This window comes from Aeromonas sp. FDAARGOS 1404, from assembly GCF_019047085.1.
Taxonomy (GTDB): domain Bacteria; phylum Pseudomonadota; class Gammaproteobacteria; order Enterobacterales; family Aeromonadaceae; genus Aeromonas; species Aeromonas veronii.
The window spans coordinates 432,678-447,605 of the sequence record NZ_CP077237.1 but is presented as its reverse complement, the minus strand read 5'-3'; the positions used below and the strand labels follow the sequence as shown (position 1 = coordinate 447,605).

At 55.8% G+C, this 14,928-nt stretch carries 13 protein-coding genes; 4 read left to right on the top strand and 9 right to left on the bottom strand.

The window, feature by feature from the left end; translation table 11 throughout:
• Nucleotides 1–32 precede the first annotated feature (32 nt).
• Complete coding sequence (locus tag I6L34_RS01945; RefSeq protein WP_024941359.1) at nucleotides 33–332, top strand: hypothetical protein; 300 nt, start codon at nucleotides 33–35, stop codon at nucleotides 330–332.
• Nucleotides 333–542: 210 nt separating this feature from the next.
• Here I6L34_RS01945 and I6L34_RS01940 read toward each other — a convergent pair whose 3' ends face one another.
• On the bottom strand, nucleotides 543–986 hold the full coding sequence (locus I6L34_RS01940; protein WP_082182281.1) for an antitoxin Xre/MbcA/ParS toxin-binding domain-containing protein: 444 nt from the start codon (nucleotides 984–986) through the stop codon (nucleotides 543–545).
• Between the two features lie 941 nt (nucleotides 987–1,927).
• A complete protein-coding gene (tet(E), locus tag I6L34_RS01935; protein ID WP_011899270.1) occupies nucleotides 1,928–3,145 on the bottom strand; it encodes a tetracycline efflux MFS transporter Tet(E) in 1,218 nt (405 codons plus the stop codon).
• A gap of 80 nt (nucleotides 3,146–3,225) precedes the next feature.
• On the opposite strand from tet(E), the gene I6L34_RS01930 reads away from it, so the two are divergent.
• On the top strand, nucleotides 3,226–3,858 hold the full coding sequence (locus I6L34_RS01930; protein ID WP_011899269.1) for a tetracycline resistance transcriptional repressor TetR(E): 633 nt from the start codon (nucleotides 3,226–3,228) through the stop codon (nucleotides 3,856–3,858).
• A 516-nt stretch (nucleotides 3,859–4,374) separates the two neighbouring features.
• On the opposite strand, the gene I6L34_RS01925 is transcribed toward I6L34_RS01930, so the two are convergent.
• Nucleotides 4,375–5,928 carry a PAS domain-containing methyl-accepting chemotaxis protein gene (locus tag I6L34_RS01925; RefSeq protein ID WP_216955483.1) on the bottom strand — a complete coding sequence of 518 codons (1,554 nt, stop codon included), beginning with the start codon at nucleotides 5,926–5,928 and terminating at the stop codon, nucleotides 4,375–4,377.
• Nucleotides 5,929–6,131: 203 nt separating this feature from the next.
• Between I6L34_RS01925 and I6L34_RS01920 the strand changes: the two genes are divergently transcribed.
• On the top strand, nucleotides 6,132–6,842 hold the full coding sequence (locus I6L34_RS01920) for an HAD family hydrolase (protein WP_139405314.1): 711 nt from the start codon (nucleotides 6,132–6,134) through the stop codon (nucleotides 6,840–6,842).
• Nucleotides 6,843–7,047: 205 nt separating this feature from the next.
• On the opposite strand, the gene I6L34_RS01915 is transcribed toward I6L34_RS01920, so the two are convergent.
• The 5 genes from I6L34_RS01915 to I6L34_RS01895 form a co-directional block, all read right to left on the bottom strand.
• The gene (locus I6L34_RS01915; RefSeq protein WP_216955481.1) at nucleotides 7,048–7,572 is read right to left on the bottom strand and encodes an acyloxyacyl hydrolase; all 525 of its coding nucleotides are present in this window, start codon (nucleotides 7,570–7,572) and stop codon (nucleotides 7,048–7,050) included.
• Nucleotides 7,573–7,820: 248 nt separating this feature from the next.
• Nucleotides 7,821–9,485 carry an asparagine synthase B gene (gene asnB, locus I6L34_RS01910; protein WP_216955479.1) on the bottom strand — a complete coding sequence of 555 codons (1,665 nt, stop codon included), beginning with the start codon at nucleotides 9,483–9,485 and terminating at the stop codon, nucleotides 7,821–7,823.
• Nucleotides 9,486–9,677: 192 nt separating this feature from the next.
• Nucleotides 9,678–10,046, bottom strand: coding sequence for a cupin domain-containing protein (locus I6L34_RS01905; RefSeq protein WP_216955477.1), 369 nt, complete (start codon nucleotides 10,044–10,046; stop codon nucleotides 9,678–9,680).
• A gap of 130 nt (nucleotides 10,047–10,176) precedes the next feature.
• The gene (locus tag I6L34_RS01900) at nucleotides 10,177–11,751 is read right to left on the bottom strand and encodes a cation:proton antiporter family protein (RefSeq protein WP_005344770.1); all 1,575 of its coding nucleotides are present in this window, start codon (nucleotides 11,749–11,751) and stop codon (nucleotides 10,177–10,179) included.
• Between the two features lie 54 nt (nucleotides 11,752–11,805).
• Nucleotides 11,806–12,555: an HAD-IIA family hydrolase gene (locus tag I6L34_RS01895; protein WP_005337281.1), complete on the bottom strand. Its 750-nt coding sequence runs from the start codon at nucleotides 12,553–12,555 to the stop codon at nucleotides 11,806–11,808.
• Between the two features lie 197 nt (nucleotides 12,556–12,752).
• On the opposite strand from I6L34_RS01895, the gene I6L34_RS01890 reads away from it, so the two are divergent.
• Nucleotides 12,753–13,817: an adenosine deaminase gene (locus tag I6L34_RS01890; protein ID WP_216955476.1), complete on the top strand. Its 1,065-nt coding sequence runs from the start codon at nucleotides 12,753–12,755 to the stop codon at nucleotides 13,815–13,817.
• Nucleotides 13,818–13,928: 111 nt separating this feature from the next.
• Here I6L34_RS01890 and I6L34_RS01885 read toward each other — a convergent pair whose 3' ends face one another.
• A complete protein-coding gene (locus I6L34_RS01885) occupies nucleotides 13,929–14,915 on the bottom strand; it encodes a zinc-binding dehydrogenase (RefSeq protein ID WP_216955474.1) in 987 nt (328 codons plus the stop codon).
• Nucleotides 14,916–14,928 lie beyond the last annotated feature (13 nt).

Here is a 14,928-nt window from a genome sequence, read left to right as displayed (position 1 = left end):
TGATATCAGGCATCACAACGAGGAGTATTGCCATGAAGGTCGAAGCAATCGTTCCTACCACACAGGTCGTCGATATTTTGTGCGATGTCTGTGGTGCTAGTACTACTAAATCGCTCGGTACGCAGGAATTCGGCACGCTGGAAGCTTGCTGGGGTTATGGTTCGCAGCACGATGGTGAACGATATCAGGTACACCTATGTGAAGGCTGCTTTTTTGGGGCGCTGGCCAACCTGAGACAGGAGCATCGGTTGATGAATATGTTTTCGGATGATTATCAACCCGCAGACCCTGATCAATTTGGGAAAATTGAAGGCAATCGAGAGCTTATCTAACCACGATTTGAGTGGTTGTGTTGATCGGCTCATCAAGTGAGTCGATTGGTCGAGGTCATCGGCTCATCAAGTGAGTCGGTTGGTCGAGGTGATCGGCTCATCAAGTGAACCGATTGGTCGAGGTTATCGGCTCATCAAATGAGCCGATTGGTCGGGGTGATCGGCTCACCAAATGAGCCTATTGTTTGTTCTTTATGGTATGACCCTTAATCAGCAGGGGATGCCATGCCTAATCCGGCCGACAAGATCGATAACTGCCTGCGCTCCCATAGGCGTAGTAATCACATCGGCCGGTTTTTCACCACCCAATCCCCACGCAGAGCGGGTGAGCCAGCTCATCGTTTTAGCAGTATCTCCCCGGTGTAGGGATATGGCTGCGTCCACTGCTAAGGCAACCCAGTAGACGCGATCTCCCTGAGCTGTCGATAAGCGATTGCCCCGTTTGATTTGGCGATTCAGTGTGTCTCGGCTAATGCCAATCATCTGGCAAATTGTTCGGGTATTAGACCCCAATAGCGAGCTCAGTTTGACGACGATCTCAGGAGATACACCAGACACTATGTGCTGATGGGCGGCTAGCCAGTTACGTGGTAGACCGAGCGACTCCAGAACAGATAGATTGCTGGTTGTGGGAGATTGCTCTACATGAGTCATTATGAGTCTGCGCCTCCGTCTGGGGGTTGTTGATGGCAGCCCAATGCGAATCATCACTCAGGAGTTCATTGGGTCATCATCTAGTTTGGGGCATTTCGCAAGCCGTTGGCTACAAAATTGACATCATGATGTAATTATATATAAATCAATACTTTAAGTTGGCCAACCCCGATTGGCTCAGTTATCGTTCAACACAAGTGTGCACCAATCAGTTGATGGTATCCATATGACAACCATTGTGCGCTCAATCTGTTCCCTTTCTGGCGACTATTGCTGCGAATAGAATCAGTCTATGCGCGGCCCTACAACCTATAAACATTCAATCCTCCAGAGCTGCCATGGCCCCAGGGGTAGAGAGGCCGCACAGGCGTGTGCCAACCTATGAGAGGTGTCATCTGATGACGAAAGTTTTCGTCTAGTTTCCGCTTTGCCGCCTGGCATCTCGCCCGAGCAGGACTATCGTCTGCCGGTGGCGAGTGGGTCATTGCGCTAAACCGATCAAAATGCCCGCTTGGCGGCCTTTCTTGTGGCAAACCAGAGCGGCCACCTCGCTGAGTCAAACTCACCAGCGATTTGTCTTAAACTTTCATCCCGATCAGGCCCTACCGAGCTTCGACAGAGGGTGTAAAAGTGGCGCTACATTACTATTTGGCTGCGAAGCGACCATTTTGCTAAGCGAACTCTGCCATTCAACATAATGGGCATTATGCGCTGACAGATTGGCATGGTGGCTTGCAATTGTGGAGGACAGTTCTTTATTCTGTTTACCATACTTTCAGTATGGCGACAGTCGTTATGGAGTAGCGTTAATACTACTCAAATAATATGGCTTGCATTGTAGGTTCTCGTAGTAGTCCAATGTGTTACATTCACAATTTCTGATGCTGTGCAACGGTCGGTTTCACGTCTAGGAATTGGGGGCATTCAGTTACCATTACCATTTAAAGAAATGGCTGTGAATTGCTCTGATTTTTCGGGTGGACTGCCCTGCCGGGATAGAAAAACCTCAGTATAGTCAGTGCAACTACATACAATCCGCATCCAACTATCCACACCCAACCATTCCAAGATTCGTGGGTTGCACTATACAAAAATGCAAAAATAAGTGGACCGATTACACCCGTGAGGTGTGTCAAACTGGTCAGCAACCCTTGCAATTGTCCCTGTGCTACCTGACCGACACGAACAGATATAATTCCCTGCAAAGCGGGAAGAGTTATGCCACCACAAGCGAGTAACAGCACAACTGGCCAAACCATCCAGCTTTGCGTAATGACTGCCAATAAAAGTAGGCCACAGCCATCAGCCAAGATGCCAACCACGATAGCTCTCTGTTCTCCCAAATGTTTAGCGATAAAACCAGCAGCAAGTCCTTGAAACAGAGCGTGTGTAAGCCCAAACACAGCCAATGAAACACCGACCATTACGCCATCCCATGCGAAGCGCTCTTCTCCGAATAAAACCCATAATGTTGCAGGGATTTGGCCAATCAATTGAATGATGAAAAAGACAACTAGCAATCCCGATAATGGGGAGATCATCTCGCGTATGGAGGATGTGGTTTCATTGATTGTTTCATTCTTTATCTCGTCACTAACCTGATTAGCATTATGGGTCTCATGTAAAATGAATAGGGAGACCAGAAATGCCAGCCCGTTAATGGCAGCAGCGAACATAAACGGTGCCTGTACCGAAAGTTGACCTGCAAAACCACCAATGACTGGTCCAGCAATCATACCGCCACCAAAACAGGCACCCATCATACCAAACCAATGTGTCCTGGATTCCTCAGGTGTGACATCGGCAATTGTTGAGGCTGCAACAGCTCCAGTCGCACCGGTAATACCAGCAATTAAGCGTCCCAGATACAACACCCACACTACGCTGGCTGTTGCCATTAATGCGTAGTCCAGTGTTGCACCTAAAAGTGAAAGTAATAATACAGGGCGACGACCTATGCGATCTGACCAGCGGCCGAGAAGAGGGGCAAAAATCACTTGCATCATTGCATACAGCGCCAATAAAACACCGTAGTTCTCCGCAACATTAGCCTTTCCAACAAACTCCCGTAATAACGCCGGTAAGACAGGCATAATTATGCCAATCCCTATGGCATCTAAAAAAATGATGACCAGTGCCATCATCACAGTGCGGTTCATAGTTAACGCTCTCTATCGGTGATAGGGTTTGAAAAGTAACTCTATCAGTGATAGATTGTCAACAGCGAAAGGAGATAGTGATGGCACGACTAAGCTTGGACGACGTAATTTCAATGGCGCTCACCCTGCTGGACAGAGAAGGGCTAGAGGGCCTGACTACGCGTAAGCTGGCGCAGTCCCTCAAAATTGAGCAACCGACTCTGTATTGGCACGTGCGCAACAAGCAGACCCTTATGAACATGCTTTCAGAGGCAATACTGGCGAAGCATCACACCCGTTCAGTACCGTTACCGACTGAGAGTTGGCAGCAGTTTCTCCAGGAAAATGCTCTGAGTTTCCGTAAAGCATTATTGGTCCATCGTGATGGAGCCCGATTGCACATAGGGACCTCTCCTACGCCCCCCCAGTTTGAACAAGCAGAGGCGCAACTACGCTGTCTATGCGATGCAGGGTTTTCGGTCGAGGAGGCTCTTTTCATTCTGCAATCTATCAGCCATTTTACGCTGGGTGCAGTATTGGAAGAGCAAGCCACAAACCCGACAGAATACAATACAGTGATGGACGCTGTGCCACCATTATTACAGGAGGCATTTAATGTTCAGACGAGAACCACTGCTGAAACGGCCTTCCATTTCGGGCTGAAATCATTAATAGTTGGATTCTCTGCACAATTAGATGAAAAATATATGTCCATCCAGGGTAATAATAAATGATGCTGTCTATGGGGCAGTGCTAACGGTAGTAATTTTAAATCTATCGCCAGTGATTTTTATTTTTCACGCGACAAGTATTCTTGAAAATGTGTATGTGCATAGCCTTTGATAAATTAGGGAGATCCGAACAAAAGGGGGATTTCTTTGCGGGTCTGGCGGTGTTTGCCATTGAACTCGTAGTCAGCGAAGGTCAGTTGATGGCTCACGTTGGTTCTCATCCATGGTACTAAGAAAATCTGATGATCTCGTGTCAAGGATTTGTTCGCACCCTCCCCATCACGTCAAATAGAGCCTGTTTTCCAACTTAAATGTCCTGTTTGCTCACGGAGCAGATGTAGTATTACTTTTGAGTTTCCAACTTAAATGTCACATTTGGTATCGTTAACTCATTGAATACTTTGATCTGCCAGTTTCCAACTTAAATGGTTGTGATCACTTCTAGGAGCAACAGTTAAGCCGTATAAACAACAGGGCCACCCAGACGGGTGGCCCTTTTTATATGTCATCTGATTGCTGCTATCCAAACGTCCTGCTTAAGTCCTTGAGCTGGCTCGCTTTGCTCTGCAAGTTGGCACTGGTTTCACTCACCAGATCGATTTTGAGACTGTTATCGTGAGAGAGCGAGGATATCTGGTTGATATTGCGACTGATCTCCTCGATGACCGCTTGTTGCTCGGTGGCCGCGGCGGTGATCTGGTTGGAAAAATCAGAGACCTTGTCTATCTCGACCACAACCTGATTCAGGTTGCCGGCGCTTGCCCGGGTGGTGGCGAGGCAGGCGTTGGTTCTGGTCACATTGAGATGCATCATCTCTTTCCATCCCCCTAGGGTTTGTTGGATATGGCCAATGCTGTTCTGGATCTGCTCTGTCGCCTTATGGGTTCTGGTCGACAGGCTGCGAACCTCGTCCGCCACCACTGCAAAGCCGCGCCCCTGATCGCCTGCCCGTGCGGCTTCGATGGAGGCATTGAGCGCCAGCAGGTTGGTTTGATCCGCAATGCCGCGAATTTCGCTCATGATGGTGCCGATCCGCTCGGACTCGCTCGCCAGCTCAACGGCTGACTGAAAGGCTTGCTCCGCCTGGGTGGCCAGCGCCGACATCTCTTCTCCTGCTTCCGAAAGCTGGGTGCTGGTGGTGATGCAGTGGCTGCGGGCCTCTTCAATCTGGCTGTTGCTGTCTTGAATATTGCGGTTGATCTCCTCGGCGGCCGAAGCCATCTGGGTGACAGCGGTGGCAATCTGCTGGATCTGCGTGTCTTGCGAAGAGATATCCTGGCTGGCCAGCGAGGCGGAGCCGCGCAGGTCATTGGCCATGGCATTGAGTGACGCGGTGGTGTCATCCACCCGGCCGAGTACGGTACGGATCTTCGCTTGCCCGAGCTTGATATGGAAATCGGCAATGCTGTGAGGGGCATCCCCCGAGAAGATAAGGCGGCTGATGCTGTCGTAATCCTGTTCGAGCTGCTGCAAGAATCGCGGTGTGAGGAAGAGAGGGTGGCGATTGAACCAGATGGCTGCCAAGAGGGGAATGATGACCCAGAGCGCCTGCAGCGGTGAGAGCAGCCAGACCGCGCTGATCACGCTGACGAGCAGCAGGGGGATGGTCATCATGGCCGGTGTGAGTTGACGCAGGCCCATGTGAATGGCAGAGCCGGTTTCACGGGCTTTAAGGGTTTTGTACATCTTGTTGGCACGCGCTTTGTGCTCTGCGGCGGGACGGCAGCGGACGGATTGGTAACCCACCATCTTGCCATCTTCATAAATCGGGGTGACATAGGCATCAACCCAATAATAGCGACCATCTTTGCAGCGATTTTTTACCATGCCTCGCCATGGTTTGCCTGCCTGCAGGTGGGCCCAGAGATCGGCAAACGCTGCCTTGGGCATGTCGGGGTGGCGCACCAGATTGTGATGCTGCCCCAACATCTCTTCCAAGCGATAGCCTGCCACCTGACAAAACGTCGGATTGGCGTAGGTGATGTCCCCTTTGAGGTCGGTCGTCGATACCAACTGGATATCGTCGGCAAATTCAACCTCGGTATCTGTGGTGTGAAGCGAGCTGGTTACCATGATCAGGCTCCGGTTTCGGCGTAACGGAATACTTCGTTTGAGTATGGCAGAGGATGTTCATTTATTGTGTTGTTGCACATTAACTCTTGTGCTACTGCGTGGGGACGGGATGGGTCTCACATTTTTACAGCGCGGTTTGGCGAGGGGAGGCAAGCCAAGTAACATGGCGTGACTTATGGCTGTGAAGCGAGACAGGTAACGCAATGAAGTTGGATGCGATTTTATGGGATTATGACGGTACTCTGGTCAATTCGGTGCCGAAGAATATCGATATCACCAAGCAGATCCTGGCTGAGGTTGCCCCCCATCTGACCGGAGAACATCTGCCGCGCTATCTGCGCAGCGAAGCGGAGTATCACCATGCCAATCACGCTGCCAAGAACTGGCAGGCGCTCTATATGGATTACTACGGTTTGTCGCGGGACGAGATGGTGCTGGCTGGCAGTCTGTGGGCCAAGCATCAGGAGATGAACCGGACCGAGGTGCGGTTTTTTGCGGGGCTGGAGGCGGTGATTGACCATTTCTCTGCCATTCCCCACGGAATTTGTTCGCAAAACTCCCAAAAAAACATTCGCCGGGTACTGGAGCTGCATGGCGTGAACAGCCTCTTCAAGGCTGTGGTCGGCTATGATGACGTGCCCGGACAGCAGCAAAAACCCCATCCTTACGGTGGCCTCAAATGTCTGGAGTCTATCTTCGGCCCAGCCAGGTGCCAGTCGCTGATCTATATCGGTGACCATGAAGCGGATGTGCAGTTTGCCCGTCATTTGCAAGGGGCGCTTGGCGAGCAGAGCCGTGTGATATCGGTGGCTGTCGCCTATAGCCGCGCGACCCCGGAGCGCTGGGAACACCAACCCGACCATATCGCCCGTGACGTCGAGGATCTGCTCCCCATCGTCGGGCAATATCTGTAACGCCGGTTGAAGATTGCCGTACGGAACATGCAGAACGCCGATCTGTTGATCGGCGTTTGTCTATGCTGCGCCTGATGGTTTCACACTCGGCTGCTTTGGCATTTTGTCTGTTTAAAGATGGGCGACTTAAAACAGCAGTTGCGTCAGGTAACCCATCAGGATCGTCATGCCAAGGATTCGACGGCGCAGAATGTGGGAGGGTTTGTTAAAAACGGTACTCGATATGGAGGGTATGGCTGTCCAGCCCCGGGTTCTTGTCATACATATAGGCGTTGGACATGTGCTCATACTGATAACCGATCAGCCAATTCTTGGTGATGGCGTAACCGAGGCCGATACCTAGTGTGAACTGGAAGGGGCCGCCGTAATCCTTGTAGCCGTTGCCGCGAGTGCCAAATTGGTACTGATCGAGCCAGACCATTTCGCCGGGGATCCAGGTCACCCAGTTACCCCATTGGCATTCGATACGGGCGCCGCCCCCCAGTCTGGCGGTCTCTTCATCTTCTACCTTGAGTGTCCCGCCACGTACCCCCAGTCCAAATTGACAGCCTGAGTCTCCCCAGCGCCAGAACATGTGGTGGAACTTGGCGTCGGCGATGTTGATGTCGAGCTTTTCTTTGCTGAAGGCCCTGCCAAGCTGCAGTACCACGATATTGTCATTGGCCATTGCAGACGGACTGACGAGCAGTGCTGTCAGCATGCCAATCCTTGATAGAGTGTTAGCGTCCATGCCCCCTCCCGATCCTTGTTGTCATCGTGGTCATCCTGTTGATCACCCTTCAGGCATAGTCAATCGACGCGTTTCCTGTCAATGCATGGTCACTCGGTAAAAAAATTAAATATTTATGAAAAATCAACTAGCTGCGATGGTCTGATGTGATTTGGCGGGCGTGACCGCGGGGAGATGAAAAAGCCCTTCACCATGGTGAAGGGCTTTTTGCTATCTGGCGTTATCCGCTCTGGTGAACCCGTTAGGGCTTAGTAGCCTTGCTGGTGCACGTCCATCACGGCGCGGCCGGACGGGTCGGCCATCTCCTTGAACTTGGCATCCCACTCCAGCGCAGTGGGGGTGGAGCAGGCGACCGACTTGCCGTAGGGCACGGTGCGGGCGGCGGCTTCCAGCGGGAAGTGCTCGTCGAAGATGGCGCGGTAGAAGTAGGCCTCCTTGGTGAGCGGGGTGTTGATGGGGAAGCGGAATGCGGCCGCCTCGAACATCTGATCCGTCACTTCCTGTTCCACCATGGCTTTCAGGCTGTCGATCCACGAATAACCCACTCCGTCGGAGAACTGCTCCTTCTGGCGCCAAGCCACTTCGTGGGGCAGCAGATCTTCGAACGCTTCGCGCAGGATGTGCTTTTCGATCTTGCCCTTGCCGCACATCTTGTCGGCAGGCTGCAGGCGCATCGCCACGTCCATGAACTCCTTGTCGAGGAAGGGCACGCGACCTTCCACACCCCAGGCGGCCATCGACTTGTTGGCGCGCAGGCAGTCATAGAGATGCAGTGAGGCGAGCTTGCGCACGTTCTCTTCGTGGAACTCTTTAGCGTTGGGCGCCTTGTGGAAGTAGAGGTAGCCACCGAACAGCTCGTCAGAGCCTTCGCCGGAGAGCACCATCTTGATCCCCATCGCCTTGATGTAGCGGGCCATCAGATACATTGGCGTGGAGGCGCGGATGGTGGTGACGTCATAGGTCTCGAGGTGATAGATGACGTCGCGCAGGGCATCCAGACCCTCCTGCACGGTGAAGTGGATCTGGTGATGGATGGTGCCGAGGTGATCGGCCACCTTGCGGGCGGCGGCGAGATCCGGCGACCCTTCCAGCCCCACGGCGAAGGAGTGCAGTTGCGGCCACCAGGCTTCGCTCTTGCCATCGTCCTCGATGCGGCGCGCCGCATAGAGCTTGGTAATGGCGGAGATAACGGAGGAGTCCAGCCCGCCGGAGAGCAGCACGCCATAAGGCACGTCACACATCAGCTGGCGTTTGACCGCCGCTTCCAGCGCGGCTTTCAGCTCGGCCTTGTCGCTGACGTTGTGCTCGACCGCGGCGTACTCCATCCAGTCGCGCTTGTACCACTGTTTGAGTTCGCCATCCTTGCTCCACAGGTAGTGTCCCGGCGGGAAGGTCTCGACGCTTTTGCAGACCGGCACCAGCGCCTTCATCTCGGAGGCGACATAGAAGTTGCCGTGCTCGTCGCGGCCGGTATAGAGGGGAATGATTCCCATGTGGTCGCGACCAATCAGGTAGGCATCCTGCTCGGCGTCATAAAGAATGAAGGCAAAGATGCCGTTGAGATCGTCGAGAAACGCCGGGCCCTTCTCCTTGTAGAGAGCCAGCAGCACTTCACAGTCAGATTTGGTCTGGAACTGGAAGTCGACCTTGAGGGTCTTTTCCAGCTCTTTGTGGTTGTAGATCTCGCCGTTGACCGCCAGCACATGGGTGCGCTCGGGGTTGTAGAGCGGCTGGGCGCCATTGCCCGGGTCGACGATGGCCAGACGCTCATGCACCAGAATGGCTTTGTCGGAGCTGTAGACGCCGGACCAGTCAGGCCCGCGGTGACGCAGTCGCTTGGACATCTCCAGGGCCGATTTGCGCAGGGATACTGCATCGGACTTGATATCCAGAATGCCGAAAATTGAACACATTGGCGGTAATCCTCTTGATTTTTATATGAGCCCCCCACGTTTGGGCTCGAAATTCCATTTACATTCCTCGTTAGACACAATGCCTAGCGGAAAAATCTTTTGCAAGCGGGAAAACCGCAGAAAATCATGCCGTAAGCGTCAAGCGGATCAACAGGATAAGGGCTGCTGCAACGGGGCAGGGTGACGTGAACGTCAAGCCGAGGCGGGTTCGAAGATCACATAGACCTTGCGACAGGGGGTAAGTGTTTCCCACTCGCCGACAAAACCGGCGGGAATGACGAATTGATCGCCGGGTTTGAGGGCCAGCTGGCCGCCCAGGCTGTCGTGGATCACCACATCTCCCTCCAGCAGCTGGCAATACTCGTGCTCGGTGTAGTGGATGGCCCAGCGGCCGGGCTCGCAAGCCCAGAAGCCCACGTGAAACTGCTGGCTTGGGTCGGAGTAGTGGTTCCACACCGTTTGCGCCGGGTTGCCCGCTTTAATGCGCTCGGGGGCAGGCATCAGCGGGGTAGGGGCCGCCTCGTGGCGATCGAGCAAAATCCAGTCGTTGAGGGTCTTCATGGTGCCTCCTTGGCTTCGGTAGATAGGAACGCGGGGCCATCTCGGCCCCACGTTTGTTCGTTTTATTAAACGAGCTTATGCATAACTTAAACGATGCGCATTCCCTTGCCAAGAGCCGCTGACCGCAGGATCAGAGCGGCTGCAAGCGGCGGATCACATGGCGGGCAAAGCCGCTGCCCGCTTCGTTGTAGACGTTGAACACCGCATCCACCCCCTGCTCCTGCAAGGAGGCGATATCATCCTCGAAGCGGACGATGGCGGCGATCTTGCCGTTGAATCCGTGGCTGCGCAGCTTCTCGATGGCGTAGAGATTACCCGAGTGGTGGGGCATCGCCAGCAGCACCAGATTGACCTGATTGGAGAGCAGCACCTTGTCCCAGAAGTCGGTATCGGTGGCATCCCCCTCGATGACGTTCATCCCCTGGGCGCGCAGTGTAGGCAGCTTCTCGCTGTCGTTCTCCACCCCGAGGATGACGTTGCCGTACTTGTTCTCCAGCTCGAAGTAGGCCCCCTGACCGATCCGTCCCATACCGAGGATGATCACCTCTGCATCGCCCAATTCGATGGGTCTGTCTTCCGGATGGAGGTTGCTCGCCTGCAATCCCCGCAGCCAGTGGCCGATGCGGTGGTAAATGCGCTCGCTCTGGGCATTGAGGGGAGCGGAGATCATAAAGCTCGCCGCCAGTGCCAGCGAGACCGCCACCAGCCACTCGTGGGAGAGCCAGCCCGCCTTGGCGGCAATGGCGGCGACGATCAGGCCAAACTCCGAGAAGTTGGTGAGCGCCAGGGTGGAGAGCAGGGCGGTACGCACCCGCAGGTGGGCGCCGCTGTAGACCAGATAGTAGAGAACGCTTTTGAGCGGCAGAGCCAGTACCAGCGCCAGTGCCAGCAACATGGTGTCGTGGGTCGGCAGGCCGTTGAGGCCGATGGTGAGAAAGAAGCAGACCAGAAAGAGGTCTTTGAGGTTGAAGAGCGCCTTGGCCAATCCCGCCGCCGCCGGATGGGAGGCGAGCAGCATGCCGATGATGAGGGCTCCCAGATCTGGCTTGAGGCCGACCACTTCAAAACCGGCTGCCCCGACCACCAGCGCCAGAAAGACTCCGAACAGCACCTGCAGCTCGCCATGACCGGCCCGCTCCAAGAGCTTGAACAGCAGCGGGCGCAGCAGCGGCAATCCCAGCACCCAGAGTGCCCAGATGCTGGGCCACTTGCCGCTGGAAAACGCCAGAAACGCCACGGCGAACACATCCTGCATCACCAGCACGCCGATGGCGATGCGGGCGTAGAGGGCATTCATGTCGCTGCGATCTTCCAGCACCTTGACCGCAAAGACGGTGCTGGAGAAAGAGAGGGCAAAGCCCAGCAGCAACGCCAGTTTCCAGTCCAGCGAGAGGGCAAGTTCAAGCCCCAGCCCCTTGCAGACCAGCAGCACCACGGTAAAGAGCAGGGTGGAGAGCAGCAGATGCAGGCTGGTGGTACCCCACACATCGCGCCGCATCAGGGTTTTGATATTGAGCTTGAGACCGATGGTGAACAGCAGCAAGGTGACGCCGAGATCGGCTACCTCGCTCAGGGCAGGAGTATTTTCATATCCCATGCCGTTGAGGATAAAACCGGCGGCCAGAAAGCCGAGCAGGGGGGGCAGGCCAATCAGATTGACTACCATGCCGCAGCCAAAGGCCACGGCGATCAGAATGGGTTCCATAACAGATCCTGCAAGGGCAGGAGAGACCTGCCCTGTTTAACGCTTGGGTGGTGATTAGACGATATCGATGTCGACCACGGAGTCGAAAATATGGTTCGGGCGAAACGGCATGCGGTCGATATCGGCGACCTTGCTCACCCCGGAGAGCACCAACACCGTTTCGAGACCGGCCTGAAAGCCCGCCAGAATGTCGGTGCGCAGGTTGTCGCCGATGATGATGGTGTCGTCGGAGTGGGCCTCCATCCGGTTGAGCGCCGCACGGATGATCCAGGCGCTCGGCTTGCCGACATAGAACGGCTTCTTGCCGGTCATCCGCTCGATGGGGGCGCACAGGGCGCCGCAGGCCGGGTGCATCATGGGGCCGTGGGTATCGGGGTTGGTGGCGATAAAGCGGGCCCCCTGATCGACGAACTTGGCGCCCTGTTGCATCATGGTCCAGTTGTAGTTGCGGGTCTCGCCCACCACCACGAAGTCCGGGTCGATATCGGTGATGGTGAAACCGGCCTTGTAGAGCTCGTGGGTCAGCGCCCCTTCACCGATCACATACGCCTTCTTGCCATCCTGACGCTTGAGGAAGTCGGCGGTGCCCATGGCGGAGGTGTAGAAGCACTCCTCCGGCACTTCGATCCCGGCGGAGCGGAAGCGGTTTTGCAGATCTTTCTGGGTCTGGGCCGGGTAGTTGGTGAGGAACAAGAGCTTGCTGCCCTGCTCCAGCAGGCGATGGACGAAACGGTCGGCACCGGGGATGAGATCGTTGTTGTGCAGGATGACACCGTCGATATCGCAGATGACGTTCTTCTTCATGAAAACTCCTTGTCAGGACGCAGGCGAGCCGCCAATCGTTAAGATGTTCAATCATTTATGATTTTTGTGACGCCATTATAAGTCTGTTTGATGACAAGTCTCCCCTGTCTCGCCACTTCGGTGCACAATAAAGCTGCCGTCGGGTCAGTCTGGTGGAGGGGCTGACGCCGGATCACTTTGCTGATGGAGCCGTCGCTATGGACACCCCGATTCCCAAGCCAGTCACACCCGAACACCTCACCGCCGCGCAATTTATCGCCGGACTGCCGAAACTGGAGCTGCACCTGCATATCGAGGGCAGCCTCGAACCCGAGTTGATGTTTGAGCTGGGCCGCCGCAACGGTGTGCCACTACCCTGGCCCGACGTGGCCAGCGTGCGCGCCGCTTATGACTTTGACTGCCTGCAATCCTTTCTCGATCTCTACTATCGCGGCGCCAGCGTGCTGGTGACCGAGCAGGACTTCTTCGACCTCACCTGGGCCTATCTTGAGCGTTGCGCCGCCGATAAGGTGGTGCATGTGGAGATCTTCTTTGACCCGCAGACCCATACCGCCCGCGGTATCTCCTTTGCTACCGTGCTGGGCGGCATCGAGCGGGCGCTGCAGACCGGGGAGAAGGAGTTTGGCATCAGCTGGCGCCTTATCATGAGCTTTTTGCGCCACCTGAGCGAAGAGGAGGCCTTTGCGACGTTGGCAGAGGCTATGCCCTTCCTGTCGCGGATTCACGGCATCGGCCTCGACTCGGGGGAGAGGGGCAATCCGCCGACCAAGTTTGCCCGGGTCTTTGCCCGCTGCCGCAAGCTGGGGCTGCCGGTGGTGGCCCATGCCGGTGAAGAGGGGCCCGCCGACTACATCTGGCAGGCGATCAACGAGCTGCAGGTATGCCGTATCGATCACGGGGTACGCTCGGCCGATGATCCCGAGTTGCTGCGCTATCTGGCCGATACCAGGCTGCCACTCACCGTCTGCCCCCTCTCCAACACCCGGCTCAAGGTATTCGGCAATATGGCCCAGCACAATGTGTTGCGGCTGCTGGAGCAGGGGCTCTGCGTCACCATCAACTCGGACGACCCTGCCTACTTTGGCGGCTATATGAATGCCAACTTTGTGGCGCTGGCCGATGGCCTTGGCGCGACCATGAGTCAGCTCTGCCGCTTGTCGCTCAATGCGGTGGAGGCGAGCTGGCTCTCTGTGGCCGACAAGGGGCGGCTGACCCGGGAGATCCGCAGTTATGCCGAGGCTCACGGCGTGATCCTGCATTGAGTCAGGCGCCAATGAAGTCGAGATGACATGCACTATATAAAGAGAGGCCCGCCATCACTGGCGGGCCTCTTTTGTTTCAATGGTCGGTGTGGTTATTAGGGAAGGTCAGCGTTATGCCACTCGCACCAGAAACTTCTCACCCTGTCCTTCGCGCTTGAAGCGCTCAAGCAAAGTAGGCAGTGCCTCAAAGTCGCCGACCACCAGCGGCGGCAGGGTCAGCTCGCCGCTCGCCATCTGCTCCATCATGGCGACACCTGCGGCCACCAGTCGGCTCCACTGCTTGTCGGTGCCAAAGGCGTGCTGGGCGCCCAGCGCAATCTCGTGCAATGAGTGGCAATGGCTAAAGGCGGGCAGCGGATTGTGCGGGATGCGCCCGAGCACAGTCACCATGTGACCGTAGTAGCCCAGCGCGGGCAGCAGGCTCTCTGCCTGTTGGCTGGAGACCAGATCGATGATTCCCTCAAACGGCTCGTTGCCGTTGGCAGTCTGCAAGGTGGCCAGCCAGTCGGGATCCCGATAATCGGCCACCCCCTGCACGCCGATCTGTTTGAGCCAGTGGTGGTGGCGTGAGCTGGCGCTGGCAAATACTCGCGCTCCCTGTTTAAGGGCGAGCTGCACCGCAAAGCGGCCGACGCTGCTGCCGGCACCTGTGATGAGCAGTGCTTCCCCGTGCAGGCGCGGCAACTTGGCCAGCGCCTGCCACGCGGTGAGGCCGGGACAGGGCAGGGCGGCGGCCGCCTCGTCACTCAGGGCATCGGGCACCGGCAGCAGGGCGCGGGCGGCCACTTTGGTGTGGCGGGCAAAGCTGCCGTGGTGACGCAGGTCGGTGTGATAGGCGACCCGGGTGCCGAGACGCAGATGGCTGACGTTGGCGCCGAGGGCCACGATAGTGCCCATGCCATCGACACCGGGCACCTGACCGTCCAGCCAGTTGGAGTGGCCATATTCGATCAGCTTCCAGTCCACCGGATTGAAGGCGATGACCCGGTTTGCCACCAGCACCTCGTCAGGGGCGAGCGGTGCCAGGGGCAGATCGGCGAGGGTAAGCTGGGTCGGTTCACCGGGGGCATGCCAGCACCAGGCTTGGGTGTGATTCATGATGACTCCTTGT